At 74.5% G+C, this 15,802-nt stretch carries 4 protein-coding genes and 1 pseudogene; all 5 read right to left on the minus strand.

The window, feature by feature from the left end:
* Positions 1–49: 49 nt before the first annotated feature.
* Positions 50–4,882: pseudogene (locus DVA86_RS35710) on the minus strand (amino acid adenylation domain-containing protein); the annotation flags it as partial.
* Positions 4,864–13,353, minus strand: coding sequence for a non-ribosomal peptide synthetase (locus tag DVA86_RS31920; RefSeq protein WP_208883518.1), 8,490 nt, complete (start codon positions 13,351–13,353; stop codon positions 4,864–4,866). The pseudogene DVA86_RS35710 and the gene DVA86_RS31920, both read right to left, overlap by 19 nt.
* A gap of 42 nt (positions 13,354–13,395) precedes the next feature.
* Positions 13,396–14,232 carry a DUF4097 family beta strand repeat-containing protein gene (locus tag DVA86_RS31925; protein WP_208883519.1) on the minus strand — a complete coding sequence of 279 codons (837 nt, stop codon included), beginning with the start codon at positions 14,230–14,232 and terminating at the stop codon, positions 13,396–13,398.
* Positions 14,233–14,245: 13 nt separating this feature from the next.
* Entirely contained in the window at positions 14,246–14,515 is a 270-nt protein-coding gene (locus DVA86_RS31930; protein WP_208883520.1) for a hypothetical protein, read from the minus strand.
* Positions 14,516–14,655: 140 nt separating this feature from the next.
* Positions 14,656–15,471, minus strand: coding sequence for an SDR family NAD(P)-dependent oxidoreductase (locus DVA86_RS31935; RefSeq protein WP_208883521.1), 816 nt, complete (start codon positions 15,469–15,471; stop codon positions 14,656–14,658).
* Positions 15,472–15,802: the final 331 nt, after the last annotated feature.

A 15,802-nucleotide genomic window follows, 5' to 3' on the forward strand; every position in this document is an offset into this window, starting at 1 on the left:
TGTGGGCGCCGGTGTATCTACAAAAATAATAGACCACCGCAACAGCCACCAGCGACTCCGGCCCCACACCACGCCCCGCCAGCAACCAAGCCAACCGCCCCGCACGCGCGTCCACTTCCGCATACGAGAGAACGCGACCGCCGCACACCACGGCAGTCGCCTCCGGGGCACGCAGCGCCTGCTCCTCGAACAGCTCCACGACCGTGCCGGTGGGGAAGGCGCGCTCCGCGTCGTTGAACTCCTCCAGCAGCCGGTGCCGTTCGCCGGTTGCCAGCACGTCGACGGCGCCTACGCGCTGGGCCTGGTCACGGGCTACGGACTCCAGCACCCGTACGTACGCGGCGACGAGCCACTCGGCGGTCTCCGCGTCGAACAGGTCGGTGGCGAACTCCAGCACGCCGCGCAGTCCGGCGGACTCCCCTCCGTCGGAGCCGGGTTCGGCGAGGGCGAAGGCCAGGTCGAAGCGGGCGACGCCGGAGTCGACGTGCTGCGCCGTGACGGCCGTGCCCGGGAAGTCCGGGAGGTCGCCGGAGGCGGTCTGCGCGCCGGTGTTGTTGAAGGCGAGCATCACCTGGAACAGCGGGTGCCGGGACAGGGAGCGCGCCGGGTTGACCTCTTCGACGAGGCGCTCGAAGGGCACGTCCTGGTGTGCGTAGGCGCCCAGGTCGGTGTCGCGTACGCGGCTGAGCAGCTCCCGTACGGTGGGGTCGCCGGACAGGTCGGTGCGCAGCACGAGGGTGTTGGCGAACAGCCCCACGACGTTCTCGGCGGCGGCCTCCGTACGGCCGGCGATGGGCGCGCCGAGGGGGATGTCGGTGCCCGCGCCCAGCCGGTGCAGGAGGATCGCCAGGCCGGTCTGGAGGACCATGAAGACGCTGGTGTGCGCGGCGCGCGCCGTGGTGGCGAGGCGCTGGTGCAGGTCCGGGGTGATCGTGAACTCGGTGCGGTCGCCCCGGTGCGTGGCCTTCGCGGGACGCGGGCGGTCCAGCGGGAGGGAGATCTCCTCGGGCAGCTCCCGGAGGGCGTCCCGCCAGTAGGCGAGCTGCCGGGACAGCGCGCCTTCGGTGTCGTCACCGCTCAGCATGCGGCGCTGCCACAGCGCGTGGTCGGCGTACTGGACGGGCAGCGCTGGCCAGGCGGGGCTGCCGCCGTCGCGCCGGGCCGTGTAGGCGGCGGCCAGGTCGCGCAGCAGGGAGCCGGCCGACCAGCCGTCGGCGGCGATGTGGTGGACGAGGAGGAGCAGCACGTGCTCCTGGGCGGAGGCCTCGAAGAGTACGGCGCGGAAGGGGACTTCGGCGGCCAGGTCGAAGGCGTACGCGGCCGCGGCCGCGAGTTCGGCGTCGAGCCGGTCGGCGTCGCACCGCGTCACGGTCAGGGCGGTGCCGGTGTCGCCGGGGGCCAGCACGTGCTGGTACGTGCCCGACTCGTCCTCGCTGAAGACCGTACGCAGGCTCTCGTGCCGTACGACGAGGTCGTCCACGGCGGCGCGGAGCGCGGCCACGTCCAGGCCGCCGCCGGACAGCCGCAGCGCCAGCGGCATGTTGTACGTGGCGCTCGGCCCCTCCAGCTGGTGCAGGAACCACAGCCGTTGCTGCGCGAACGAGACGGGCACCCGCTCGGGGCGTACGGCCGGCGCCAGGTCGGGCCGTACGCCCGCCGCGCCGTCCGCCCCGTCCGCGCCGTCCGCCCGGCCCTCCGTGTCCTCCAGCGCCGCCGCCAGCGCCGCGACGGTCGGGTGCTCGAACAGGCGGCGGACGGCGAGCCCGACGCCGAGCGTGGACCGGATGCGCCCCACGAGGCGGGTGGCCAGCAGGGAGTGGCCGCCGGAGGCGAAGAAGTCGTCGTCGATGCCGACGGCCGTGGCGCCCAGCGCCTCCGCGAACAGTTCGCAGAGGATCTCCTCGCGGGGGCCGCGCGGGCCGCGCCCGACGGAGCCGGAGCCGTACTCGGGCCTGGGCAGCGCCCGGCGGTCGACCTTCCCGTTCGGCGTCAGCGGCAGCCGTTCCAGCACCACGAACGCCGACGGCACCATGTACTCCGGCACCCGCGCCGCCAGATGCGCGCGGGCCTGCGCCACGTCCGCGTCGCCGTCCTGCGCGGCGAGGTAGGCGACCAGCCGCCGGTCGCCAGGGTGGTCCTCGCGTACGACGACGGCGCAGCGTTCGACGCCCGGCGAGCCGGTCAGCACGGACTCGATCTCGCCCGGCTCGATCCGGAAGCCCCGCACCTTCACCTGGTCGTCCGCGCGTCCGAAGAACTCCAGCAGCCCGTCGCCGCGCCACCGCGCGAGGTCCCCGGTGCGGTACATGCGCGCGCCGGGCGGGCCGTAGGGGTCGCTGACGAAGCGTTCGCCCGTGGGGGCGGGCCGGTTGAGATAGCCGCGGGCAAGGCCGGGACCCGCGACGTACAGCTCGCCGCGTGCTCCGGCGGGTACGGGGCGCAGCGCGCCGTCGAGCACGTACAGCCGCATGCCACCGACGGGGCGCCCCACAGGCAGCGGCCCTTCGGGGGCGGACTCGCCGGGTTCGAGGCGGAATTCGGCGCAGTTGACGGTGGTCTCGGTCGGGCCGTACGAGTTGACGACCGCGGCGTGCGGGTGGCGGCGGCGCCAGGCGGCCAGCGCTTCTCCCGTGAGCTGTTCGCCCGCGACGACGAGGCAGTCCGCCGGGGAGACCTCAGCGGGCAGGTCGTCCAGCAGCGGCAGGTGGCTCGGTGTCACCTTCATCAGCGTGGTCCGCGGCCGGCCCTCGCCGGGCACCGCGTGCTCGTCGAGGTCGTCGGCGCGGACGCAGCCGCCGCTGACGAGCGGCGCGTACAGCGCGGTCACGGTCAGGTCGAAGGACACCGCCGAGTGCAGCAGGGCGGTGCCGGCGGCGGCCGGGTGCCCGTCGCGCATCCAGCGCAGGTAGCGGCCGAGCCCGCCCTGCTCGATCACCACGCCCTTGGGCCGCCCGGTGGTACCCGAGGTGTAGATGACGTACGCGGGGTGCGCCGGGTCGGCGGGGGCGAGCCGGTCGCCGTCACGGAGGTTCGCGGCGGCGGCCCCGGCGGGGAGGGCGGTCTCGTCCCCGTCCAGGAGGAGGCTCGGGACACGGGTGCGGGGCAGGTCCGCCTCGGTCCCGGAGGTGGTGACGATCAGGCCGGGAGCGGCGTCGTCCAGCATGAACTCGATGCGCTCGGCCGGGTATTCGGGGTCGACGGGGAGGTAGCCGGCCCCGGTCTTGAGGACCGCGAGCAGTGCCGTCAGCAGCTTCTCGGAGCGCGGCAGGGCGACGGCGACGAGGCGTTCCGGTCCGACGCCGAGGTCGCGGAGCCGGCGGGCGAGCGCGTTGGCGCGCGCGTTGAGGGCGGCGTACGTGAGTGTCGTGCCGCCGGACGTGACGGCGGGCGCGTCGGGCGTACGGGCGGCCTGCGCCTCGAACAACTCGGCGGCGGAGGAGGGCCGTTCGGTACGGGGCTCGGCGCGCGTGCCCGCGAAGGGCTGCGTGCCCGCGTACGGCTCCGCGCCCCCGTACGACTCCGCGCTGTCCGCGCCCGCCGACAGCAGCTGTGCCCGCTCCCCGTCCAGCAGCATGTCGAGCTGCCCCAGCGGCCGGTCCGGGTCGGCGGCGAGCGATTCCAGCACGCGTACGACGCGGCGTACGACCGCCTCCGCCTCGTGCGGCGCGAACAGGCCGGGCTGGTAGCCGAGCCGGAGGCCGAACCGCTCGCCGGGCACGACGGCGAGGCTCAGCGGGTAGTGCGTCGCGTCGGTGCCGGAGACGCCCGTGACGCGCGGCTCGCGCTGCTCGTCACCGGTCTGCCCAGCCTGCTCCAGCGGGTAGTTCTCGAACACCATGGCGGTGTCGAACAGGGTCTGGAAGCCCGCGGCGTGCTGGATGTCGGCCAGGCCCAGCCACTGGTGGTCGAGCAGCCGCGCCTGCTCCTCCTGGAGTCCGCCGAGCGCGTCGGCGGCGGGGGTGCGGGCGGCGAGCCGTACGCGTACGGGCACGGTGTTGATGAACAGGCCCACCATCGCGTCCACACCGCGCAGTTCGGGCGGCCTGCCGGAGACGGTCACGCCGAAGACGACGTCGTCGCGGCCGGTCAGCTGGCCGAGCACGAGCGCCCAGGCGCTCTGGAACACGGTGTTCAGCGTCAGGCCGCGGGCGCGGCTGAGCTCCACGAGCCGCCTGCTGGTCTCCGCCGGGACAGTGCACTCGGCCTTGTCGGGGGCCGCAGGGCCCTGCCGGTGGCCGGGCCGCAGCAGAGTGGGGCTGTCGAGGTCCGCCAGGGCAGTGCGCCAGGCGGCGCGCGCGGCGGCCTTGTCCTGGCGGGCCAGCCACGCCAGGTGGTCCTTGTACCGGGGCGCCGGCGCCAGGGCGTGCGGCCGGCCCCCGGACTCGTACAGCGCCCAGAGGTCGCGCAGCAGCACCGGCATCGACCAGCCGTCGAGCAGGATGTGGTGGTGCGTCAGCGCCAGGCTGTACGCTTCCGTGCCGCGGCGCAGGAGCAGGAACCGCAGCAGCGGCGGGCGCGTGACGTCGAACCGCGTCCACCTCTCCTCTTCGAGTACCCGCCGTACGGCGTCCGGTCCCGCGCCGCGCAGGTCCGTCTCGTGCCAGGTCGGCGCGGTGTCGGCGGGCACGGCCTGGACGGGGCGGCTGAGGCCTTCGTGGAGGAAGGCGGCGCGCAGGTTCGGGTAGCGCACGAGCAGCGCGTGCGCCGCGGCGCGCAGCCGTTCCGCGTCGAGCGGGCCTTCGAGGTCGAGGACGAGCTGCGCGGTGTAGACGTCGAGGGAGTCCTCGTCGTACACGCTGTGGAACAGCAGCCCCTCCTGGAGCGGCGTCAGCGGAAGTATGTCCTCGAGTCCACCGGGCTGGCTCACTTCTGGCCCCTCCACTCGGCTTGCAGTCGTTCGATCTCGGACCCGGACAGCAGGGACAGCGACACGTCCGAGGGCGTCAGGCCGCCGGCGTCCGGGTCGTCGGCGTGCGTGACCAGGGCGCGGAGCGCGTCGAACCAGAGCTCCGCGAGCCGCCGTACGCCCGCCTCGGTCAGCAGCCGGGTCGCCCAGGTCCAGTGCGCCACCAGCTCGGGGCCGCCCGTGCCGTCCTCGGTCAGCGCGTTCACTTCGACGAGGTGGGCGAGCGGCATGTCCGGGTCGGCGCCGCCGCTCAGTGCCGGCGACTCGGGGGCCGCCTCCCACTCGCCGCCGCCGCGGCCTGCGGCGAAGCGGCCGAGGTAGTTGAACGCGGCCTCGGGGCGCGGGTGCCGGGCCAGGCGGGGCCCGGTGCCGGGGTTGAGGTGGCGCAGCAGGCCGTAGCCCATGCCGTGGTCGGGCTGGGCGCGCAGCTGCTCCTTGGTCCGCTTCAGCAGGTCTCCGGCGGCGGGGCCGCCCGCCCACGCCTCGGCGCGGTCGAGTCCGCCGGCGTCGAGGCGTACTGGCCGGATGCTCGTGAACCAGCCGACGGTGCGGGACAGGTCGGCGCCCGGCACCAGTTCCTCACGGCGGCCGTGCCCCTCCACGTCGACGAGCACGCCCGAACCGGCGCCGTCCGTGCGCCGTACCGGACCTGGCCCGGACGGGCCGTGCCATTCCGCGAGGGCCAGGGCGAGTGCCGCGAGCAGTACGTCGTCCGCTCCCGCCCGGAACAGCTCCGGCACCCGCCCGAGGACCGCCTCGGTCACGTCGGGCGGCAGCCGCAGCGACAGCGTGTCCGCGGTGGCGTGGGTGTCCAGCGCCGGGTCGAGGGCGGCGCTCGCCAGCAGGCGGGGCGCGTCCTGCACCGTCTCGGTCCACAGCGGGAGTTCGGCGGCGCGGTCCGCCCGTACGGCCGCCGCGCGCAGCCCGTCGGCCCACTCCCGCAGCGAGGTGCCGACGGGGTCGAGTACGGGTTCGCGGCCGGCCTCGCACGCGCGGTACGCCTCGGCGAGGTCGCCCAGGAGGATCCGCCACGAGACGCCGTCCACGACGAGGTGGTGTACGAGCATCAGCAGCCGCCCGGTGTCCGCGGGGCCGCGGTCCAGCCAGACCAGGTCGAGCATCCGGCCCTCGCCGGGGGCGAGCCGGGACGCCGCGCGCCGGGAGTGCTCGGCCAGCAGCGCCGTCAGCTCCTCCCCTTCGGCGCCGTGCGCGTCGACACGGGTCAGGCAGGTGTCGGCCGTGAACGCCTCCGGCCCGGGTATCTCCAGCGTCCAGCCGTCGCCGGTGCGCAGCCGTGCCCGCAGTGCCGCGTGGTGCCGGGCGAGCGCGGTCACCGCGCCGGCGAGGTGGCCGTGCCGGGCGCCGGCCGGGACGACGAGCACCGCGGACTGGTGGAACGCGGCGACGGGGCCGCCCAGTTCCGACAGCCACGCCTGTACGGGTGTCGCGGGCACGGTGCCGGTGTCCGCGGCGGCGCCCGTACGCGTACGGGTGTCCGCGGGCCGCTTGCCGTCGGCGGGCACCTCGGTGGCGACGGCGGCCAGTCCGGCGGCGGTGGCCTGCTCGAAGATGTCGCGTACGGAGAACGACAGCCCGTTCCGCCGTGCGGCGCTCACCAGCTGGATCGAGGAGATGCTGTCGCCGCCGAGGGAGAAGAAGCCGTCGAGCACGCCGATCTGCTCCAGCCCGAGGACCTCGCGGAACAGCCCGCACAGCAGCTCCTCGCGCGGCGTGCGCGGCGCCAGCGGCCCGTCGTCGTCCTGTCGCGCCGCGGCGGGTTCCGGCGCGGGCAGCGCGCCGCGGTCGATCTTCCCGTTGCTGTTGAGCGGCAGCGCGTCCATGAGGACGAACGCGGAGGGCACCATGTAGTCGGGGACGCCTGCGGCGAGCCGGGCGCGCAGGGTCTCCTCGTCCACGCCGGGCGCGGACGGTACGGCGTACGCCACGAGCCGCTTGTCGCCGGGCCGGTCCTCGCGTACGACCACGGCGCACCGTTCGACCTCCGGCGCGCCGGTCAGGACGGCCTCGATCTCGCCGGGTTCGATGCGGAAGCCGCGGATCTTCACCTGGTCGTCGGCGCGTCCGACGAACTCCAGGGCGCCCTCGGACGACCACCGCACCACGTCGCCCGTGCGGTACATCCGGCCGCCGGACGGTCCGTACGGATCGGCCACGAACCGCCCGGCCGACAGCCCGGGGCGGCCGGTGTAGCCCCTCGCCAGTCCGGTGCCGGAGAGATACAGCTCGCCCGGCACGCCGGCGGGGACCGGGCGGAGGCCCGGATCGAGCACGTAGGCGCGGGTGTTGGCCATCGGGTGGCCGATCGGTACGGCGTCGGCCCGCGCGCGGCCGGCCGGCACGGGGAAGGCGGTCGCGAACGTCGTGGTCTCGGTCGGCCCGTAGACGTGCACGACCCGGGTGTCCGGGCAGGCGCGTACGAACGCGTCCACGACCGGCGGCGACACGCTCTCGCCGCCGAACCAGACCTCCGCGAGGCCGCCGAGCACGTCCCCGGCCTCCCGCGACAGCATGTTGAACAGCGCGGTGGTGAGGAACGCCGCGCTCACGCCGTGCCGTTCGACGGCGTGCCGCAGCGTGTCGGGCGTGAGGTGCCCGCTGTCCGCGACGACGGCGCAGCCGCCGGAGAGCAGCGGCACCCACATCTCGTACGTGGAGGCGTCGAACGCGTGCGAGGAGTGCAGCAGCACCCGCCGGTGCGCGTCCCCGGCGAACGCGGGGTCGGTCGCGAGCTCGGCCACGTTGGCGTGGCTGACGGCGACGCCCTTGGGCCTGCCGGTCGAGCCGGAGGTGTACATCACGTACGCGAGCTGGTCGGGGTGGCACGGGCGCGCGAGCGGTCCGCCGGGGCACGCGGCGACCTCGGGGGCCGAGGTGTCGGCGGCGATCAGGCGTACGGCGCCGGCCAGTTCGGGCAGTCCCTCGCGGGGCCGGTCGGTGACGAGCCAGCCGGCGCCGACGTCGTCGGCCATCCAGCGCATGCGGTCGGCGGGGTACGAGGGGTGGAGCGGCACGTACGCACCGCCGGCCTTGAGGACGGCGAGTATCCACACGACGAGTTCGACGGAGCGGTCCAGGAGCAGCGCCACGGGCGAGCCGGTGGCCATGCCCGCGTCGGCGAGGCGGCGGGCGCAGCGGTCGCTGAGGGCGTCCAGCTCGGCGTAGGTCAGGCTTTTCTCGTGGCCGGCGAGCGCCGGCCGGCCGGGGGTGCGGGCGGCCTGCGCGCGGAACAGCTCCGGCACGGTGGCGCGTACGGGCGTGCGGGCGGTGTCGTTCCAGTCGGTGAGGACGCGGCGGCGTTCGGCGGTGCCGACGAGGTCCAGCGCGCCGACCTTGCGGGCGGGTTCGTCGGCCATCTCGCCCAGCAGCCGTACCAGCCGGCCCGCGAGCGCTTCGACGGTGCCCCGGTCGAACAGGTCGGTGCTGTACTCGACGCCGCCGACGAGCCCGCCGGGCCCGCCGTCGGGGGCGCGCCGCTGGGTCAGCCCGAAGACGAGGTCGAAGCGGGACGCGGTGGTCTCCACCGGGTACGCGCGCAGGCCGAGCCCGCCGAAGCGCCCCAGGTCGTCCGCCGCCGACTCGACGTCGGCGTGGTTGAACGCCAGCATCACCTGGAACAGCGGGTTCCGGGCCAGTGAGCGCTCGGGGTTCAGCTCGTCGACCAGGCGCTCGAAGGGGATGTCCTGGTGGGCGTACGCGCCCAGCGCCGTCTCCCGCACCCGCGCGACCAGCTCCCGTACGGAGGGGTCGCCGGAGAGATCCGTACGCAGCACGAGCGTGTTGACGAAGAGGCCGACCATCCCGTCCATGGCCTCGTCGGTGCGGCCCGCGACCGGGGAGCCGACCGGGATGTCGTCGCCTCCGCCCATGCGGTGCAGCAGGGCGGCCAGTCCGGCCTGGAGCACCATGAACACGCTCGAACCGGTGTCCCTGGCAAGGGCGTCGAGCCGGGCGTGCAGCGCGGCGGGGATCTCGAAGCGGAACCAGCCGCCGCCGTACGAGACCGCCGCGGGCCGCGGCCGGTCCGTGGGCAGCGGCAGCTCCTCGGGGATGCCGTCGAGCTGGTCGCGCCAGTAGCGCAGCTGCCGGGCGAACGGGCTGGCGGGGTCGTCCTCCGCGCCGAGTACGTCCCGGTGCCAGAGCGCGTAGTCGGCGTACTGCGGCAGCGGAACGGCCGGCTCCGCGGGCCGGTGCCCGGCGCGGCGCGCCTCGTACGCCTCCGCGAGGTCACGCAGCAGCGGCTCCATCGACCAGCCGTCGGCCGCGATGTGGTGGACGAGGAGCAGCAGTACGTGGTCGTCCTCGCCCAGCGCGAACAGCCGCGCCCGTACCGGCGCCGTACGGCTCAGTTCGAAGGCGTGCCGCGCCTCCCGCGCCAGCCGCGCGTCGAGGTCCGCGGGCGCGGTCTGCTCGACGTGCAGCGCGGGCCGGGCGTCGTGCGGGTCCAGCACGACCTGGTACGGCCCTTCGTCGTCCTCCTCGAAGGCCGTACGCAGGCTCTCGTGGCGTGCGACCAGGTCCTCCAGCGCCTGCTCCAGCGCGTCCCGGTCCAGTGCGCCGGAGAGCCGGAGGGCGACCGGGATGTTGTAGATGTGGCTGGGGCCCTCGAGCTTGTGCAGGAACCAGAAGCGCTGCTGCGCGGACGACAGCGGCAGCCGCGGCGGCCGTACGCGGGGCGCCAGCGGCGCGCGCTCCGCCGCACCGGCGGACTCCAGCGCCTCGGCGAGCCCGGCGACGGTCGGGGTCTCGAACAGCTGCCGTACGGGCGTCTCGACGCCGAGCGCCGAGCGGATCTGGCTGATGAGCCGGGTGGCGAGGAGGGAGTGGCCGCCGAGCGCGAAGAAGTCGTCGTCGATGCCGACGCCGTCCACGGCCAGTACGTCGGCGAACTGCTCGCACAGCGCACGCTCCCGCGCGTTCCGCGGCTCGCGCGCGGTGGACTCGTCCCGCCGGTGGTGCTGTTCGGGGGCCGGGAGCGCGGCGCGGTCCAGCTTCCCGTTGGTCGTCAGCGGCAGCGCGTCCAGTGCCACGAACGCGGCGGGCACCATGTACGCGGGCAGGGCGCCGGCCGCGTACTCCCGCAGCCCCGCCGTGCCGGCGCCGCTCTCGGCCCGTGCGGCGTCGGCCGGTACGGCGTCAGGTGCGGCGGCCGGTACGACGTAGGCGACCAGCCGCTTGTCGCCGGGCCGGTCCTCGCGTACGACCACGGCGCACTGCGCGGTCCGCGGGTGCCGCGCGAGGACCGCCTCGATCTCGCCGGGTTCGATGCGGAAGCCGCGGATCTTCACCTGGTCGTCGGCGCGGCCCAGGTGCACCAGCTCGCCGCGGCCGTTCCAGCGGGCCACGTCACCGGTGCGGTACATGCGGTCGCCGGGCGCGCCGAACGGGTCGGCGGGGAACCGCTCCGCGGTCAGTCCCGGCCTGCCCAGGTAGCCGCGGGCCAGCCCGGCCCCGGCCACGTACAGCTCGCCGGGCACGCCCGCCGGTACGGGGTTGAGCCCGGCGTCGAGCACGTACGCGCGCAGGTCGGCGATGGGGCAGCCGACGGTGCTGTCCGACGTACGGGCGGACTCGTGCGTGAGGCCGGCGTGTGTGACGTGCACGGTCGTCTCGGTGATGCCGTACATGTTGACCAGCACCGGCGCGTCGTCGGGGTGCCGCGCGTACCAGTCGGCGAGCCGCCCCGGCTCCAGCGCCTCGCCGCCGAACACGATGGTGCGCAGCGACAGCCGCCCGCCCGGTCCGGGCCGTTCGGCGTCGGCCTGGCTCAACTGGTGGAAGGCGGACGGGGTCTGGTTGAGGACGGTGACGCGCTCGCGGACGAGGAGTTCCAGGAACTCGCGGGGCGACCGGCTCGTCTCGTGGCTCACGACGACCAGCCGCCCGCCGTAGAGCAGCGCGCCCCACAGCTCCCACACGGAGAAGTCGAAGGCGTGGGAGTGGAACAGCGTCCAGACGTCGTCGGGCCCGAAGTCGAACCACTCGAGGGTGGCGTCGAACAGCCGCACCACGTTCTGGTGCGGGACGACGACGCCCTTCGGCCTGCCGGTGGAACCGGAGGTGAAGATGGTGTACGCCGGGTGGTCGGGGCGCAGGGGGCACGTACGGTCGGCGTCGGTGACGTCGCGGGTCTCGCCCCTGAGTGCGCCGCCGTCGCCGCGGCCGTACGCGTCCAGCGTCTCGAACGGCACTCCGGCGTCGGGGAGTTGTGTTCCCGGGGCCGTCAGGACGAGTACGGGCGCGGCGTCGCGCAGCATGGACTCGATGCGCTCGGCAGGGTATCCGGGGTCGACCGGCACGTACGCGGCGCCCGCCTTCAGGACCGCGAGCACGGCGACGACCAGCTGCTCCGAGCGGGGCAGCAGCACGCCGACGAAGGTCTCCGGGCCGACGCCCCTGGCGGTCAGGGTGTGCGCGAGCGCGTTGGCACGCCGGTTGAGTTCGGCGTACGTCAGCTCCCGGCCCTCGTACGCCACGGCGGTGGAGTCGGGTGTACGGGCCGCCTGCTCCTCGAAGAGTTCGGGCAGCGTGGCACGCCGCGACCACGCACGGGGCGCCGGTACGGACGCGGACGCGGACGCGGACGCGGGCAGCATGCGGCGGCGCTCGGGCCCGTCCAGCAGGCTGATCCGGCCGACCCGGCGGTCCGGGTCCTCCGTCATCGCCTCCAGCACACGCAGCAGCCGCCGTACCAGGTCCGCGGCGGTGCTCCGGTCGAACAGGTCCGTCGCGAACTCCAGCGAGCCGTCCAGCGCGGTGGCCCCCGTCGCGGGGTCGTGGTGCTCGGTCAGGTTGAACAGCAGGTCCACCTTGGCGAACCGCGCGGCGACGGGCTCCGGGCGGGCGGTGAGTCCGGCGAAGCGGTCCGCGACGGTGAGGGCGCCGCCGTCGTTGAAGGCGAGCATCACCTGGAACAGCGGGTTCCGGGAGAGCGACCGGGTGGGGTTCAGCTCCTCGACGAGCTGCTCGAACGGCAGGTCCTGGTGCGCGTACGCGGCGAGGTCCGTCTCCCGTACGCGGCGCAGCAGTTCGCGTACGGTCGGGTCGCCGCCGACGTCGGTGCGCAGCACGAGGGTGTTCACGAAGAAGCCGACCAGCGGCTCCAGCGCCGCGTCCGTACGGCCCGCAACGGGCGTGCCCAGGGGGATGTCGGTGCCCGCGCCGAGCCGGTGCAGCAGCGCGGCCAGCGCTGTCTGGACGGTCATGAAGACGGTCGAGCCGGTGGCCCGCGCCAGTCCGGCCAGCCGGGCGTGCAGGCCCGGCGGGACGGTGAAGGGCACCGCGTCCCCGCGGTAGGAGGGGGTGGCGGGGCGCGCGCGGTCGTAGGGCAGCGGCAGTTCGTCCGGCACGCCCGCGAGGGCGTCCCGCCAGTGGGCGAGCTGGCGGCCGGCGAGGCTGTCCGCGTCGCGCGGGTCGCCGAGCACGTCGCGCTGCCAGAGCGCGTAGTCGGCGTACTGCACGGGGAGCCCATCCCAGCACGGTTCCCCGCCCGTACGGCGTGCGGTGTACGCCGCGGCGAGGTCGTCCAGCAGCGGGCGGAGCGACGCGCCGTCACCGGCGATGTGGTGCAGCAGCAGCATCACCACGTGCTGGTCCGGCGAGAGGCGGAACACCCAGGCGCGCAGGGGGAGTTCGGCGGCCAGGTCGAACTCGTGGCGGAACGCCAGGTCGAGTTCGTGCTCCAGCATCTCCTCGGCCGTCTCGACGAGCTCCACGGGCGGCTGCGTCGGGTCGTGGCGGAGCAGCCGCTGGTACGGCTCGCCGGGGCCGGCGCCGGTGGTGTGCGCGTCCGTGCCGCAGACCGTACGGAGGCTCTCGTGCCGGCCCACGACGTCGTTCAGCGCGCCGGCCAGGGCGGTGGTGTCGAGCGGCCCGTCGACGCGGAGCGACACCTGGAGGTTGTACGTGGGGCTGGGTCCTTCGAGCTGGTGCAGGAACCACAGGCGGCGCTGCGCGGAGGACAGCGGCACGCGGTCCGGGCGCGGGCCCGCGGTCAGCGCCCTGCGGGCCGGCGTCCGCCGCGCGTGCAGCGTACGGGCGAGGCCGCGCGGCGTGGGCGTCTCGAACAGCTGCCGGACGGGCACTTCCACGTCCAGCGCGGTACGGATGCGGCTGATCAGCTTGGTGGCGAGGAGTGAGTGTCCGCCCGCGGCGAAGAAGTCGTCCCCGGCCGCCACGGACGGCAGGCCGAGCACGTCCGCGAACAGCCCGGCGAGGATCTCCTCGTACGGTCCCGTCGCGGGCCGCTGCCCCGGTTCCGCCGAGAGGTCGGGTTCGGGGAGGGCGTGGCGGTCGAGTTTGCCGGTCGTGGTCAGCGGCAGCGCATCCAGCGCCACGAACGCGGCGGGCACCATGTACTCCGGCAGCCGGGCCGCCAGATACGCCCGCGCCGGCGCGGGGGATGCGGGCGCGGGGGTCATGGCGGACACGGCCTCTCTCTCCTGTGGCTCGGCGGGGACTTGGGGGGCGGATCAGGCGCGGTGGATCACGATGTCGCCGAGCCCCGTACGGGCGTGAACCTCGACCGTCTCGTCCGACGCGCCGGGTGCCTCGGAGGCGCCGAGGGAGTTCCGTACGTGGCCGGTACGGGCGCTGACGTCGAGCCACGCGACGGTGGACTCCCGTACGCCGACCTCGACATCCCCGGCGGCCGTGTGCAACGTGACGGTGCCGCGCGCCACTTCACCGACCCGGATGCGGCCGTTGGAGGACTTGGCGCTGACGCCGGCGCTCGCGACGCCCACGGAGATACGGCCGTTGGACGCGCTCGTCCACAGCTCGCCGGTGACCTCGCCGATGGCGGTGTCGCCGTTGGCGTTCTTCACCGTCGCCGCGCCCGCGACCTCGCCGAGCCGGATGCGCCCGGCGCCGGTGACGGCGGCGTCGCCGGCGGCACGGCCCAGCCGGATGTCGCCGTGGCCGGTGCGCAGCTGCGCGGACGCCGACTCCTCCACGTCGAGATCGCCTATCGACGTCTTCAACCGGCAGTCCCCCAGCCGCCCTTCGCACGTGAAGTCCGCGAGTGACGCCGTGCCCTGCACATGTGATCCCGTCGGCAGCCCGACGTACACCGCGACCGAGCCGAGCTTCCCGAACAGCGAACCCTTCCTGGTCGCCCTGATCTGCAGCCTGCCGTCGTCGCAGGTGACCCGCGTCTGCTCGGCGGCGCGTACATCGGCCTCGTTGGCGTCGTCGGCGGGAAGCACCTCGACCTCGGTGTCCGTACGCTCGCCCGCCGTGATCCACGCGTGCCCGGCGTCGAACTCGAGGGTGGCGGCGATCGGTTCCGGGGTGTCGAAACTCGGCATGGGCGTCCCGTCCTCACGGCTCGGCTGTCGCATCCGCCGGGGGACGGGTGCGGTGGGTGGCGCGGTGCGTGGCGCAGTACGTGGCGCGGTGTCCGGCGCCGATGGGGGCGCCGGGGTCCGCGTCACCGCGGACCCCGCCGTCACCACGGACTTCGGCGTCACCGCGGGTCCCGGCCCGGACCCGGCGGCGTACGCCGCCCGCGCTGCCGCTCCGCCCGCCGCCGCGGGGGAGCGCGGAGGCGGGGCGGAGGGTCGTATGGGCGATGTGAAGTCCATGGCGCATGATGACACCAAAATGGCGCCACGACAATTGGGGGATGGCCGCGATGCGGTGCCATGACGGGTCCACGTTGGCCCGTAGCACGTGGCTCACCGTCCCCTGCAGCCGCTAGCCGTTTGCCGCTAGCGGGGGCCGACGGGGCGTCAGTCCACGATGGCGCCGCAGGAGATGTTCACGTCGGTGGAGGTCAGCGTGCGGGCCCTGTCGGAGGCCACAAAGGCGGCGACGGCGCCGACATCGCTCAGCTTCGCCGTACGGTTCAGCAGGGTCGCCTGCTCCAACCCCGCGACGATCTCCTCCGCTCCCTCGAATCCCGCGGGGATCGTCTCGGGCACGCCCCCGGTCTTGAGGGTGACGAAACGGACCCCGTACGGGCCGAGTTCGCAGGCCCACTGGCGGCGCAGTCCCTCCAGCGCGTCCAGCGCGACCTTGAAGCCGCCCAGCCCGGGAATCGTCTGCGGCCCGCCCCCGCCGAAGGCCAGGATCACCCCCGTACCGCGCGGCGCCATGTGGCGCGCGGCGGCCCGCGTGGTGAGGAACTGGGTGCGCATCGCGGTCGTGATGGGGTGCAGGAAGTCACTCACGGCGATCTCGTCCAACGGACGCTGGACATCGCCGTAGCCGATGAGGTTGAACGAGATGTCGATGTGGCCCTCGCGTGCCGCGATGTCGTCGACGTACGCGTCCACGGCGGCTTCGTCGAGGGCGTCGAGGACGGCCGTCTGTGCGGTGGCGTTCGGCTCGCTCTGTTCCTTGTCCCTCTTGCCCTGTTCGCTCTGTTCGCTCTGTTCGCTCTGCTCGCTCTGCTCGCGGATCGAGGCGGCGACCTCGTCGAGCTTCGCTCCGGTGCGCCCCGCGAGATGCACCCGCGCGCCCTCGCGTGCGAACGCGCGTGCCACCGCGCCCCCGATCGCTCCACCGGCTCCGTACACGACGGCCACCTTGTTCTCCAGCAGCATGTTCCGACCCCTTGCTCGTCTGGCGGTCCCGGTGAGTTCCGGGTTTCCAGGGGTACGTCGGAACAGCCCCCGGGATGTCGACATCCGGTGGCGTGTCGCCGCGGCACGCAGTGCCGTGCGCCGGAGTGCCGCCATGAACGGCGCTCACGGACCACCACCAGCCCACCGCGGCCGAGGGCCGTCCTCAAACGCCGGACGGGCTTGGTGCGCGCAGGCCGACAGCGAGAGCGCGGTGAGAGCGGCGGCGGCAAGCATGCGCGTACCCACATGCTTTGATGGCCGGGAAGGGGGACCACCGGCGGCCTCGAACGGCCGCATGGGGACGGAGGGG

It is taken from the genome of Streptomyces armeniacus, assembly GCF_003355155.1.
In the GTDB taxonomy this organism is placed as follows: domain Bacteria; phylum Actinomycetota; class Actinomycetes; order Streptomycetales; family Streptomycetaceae; genus Streptomyces; species Streptomyces armeniacus.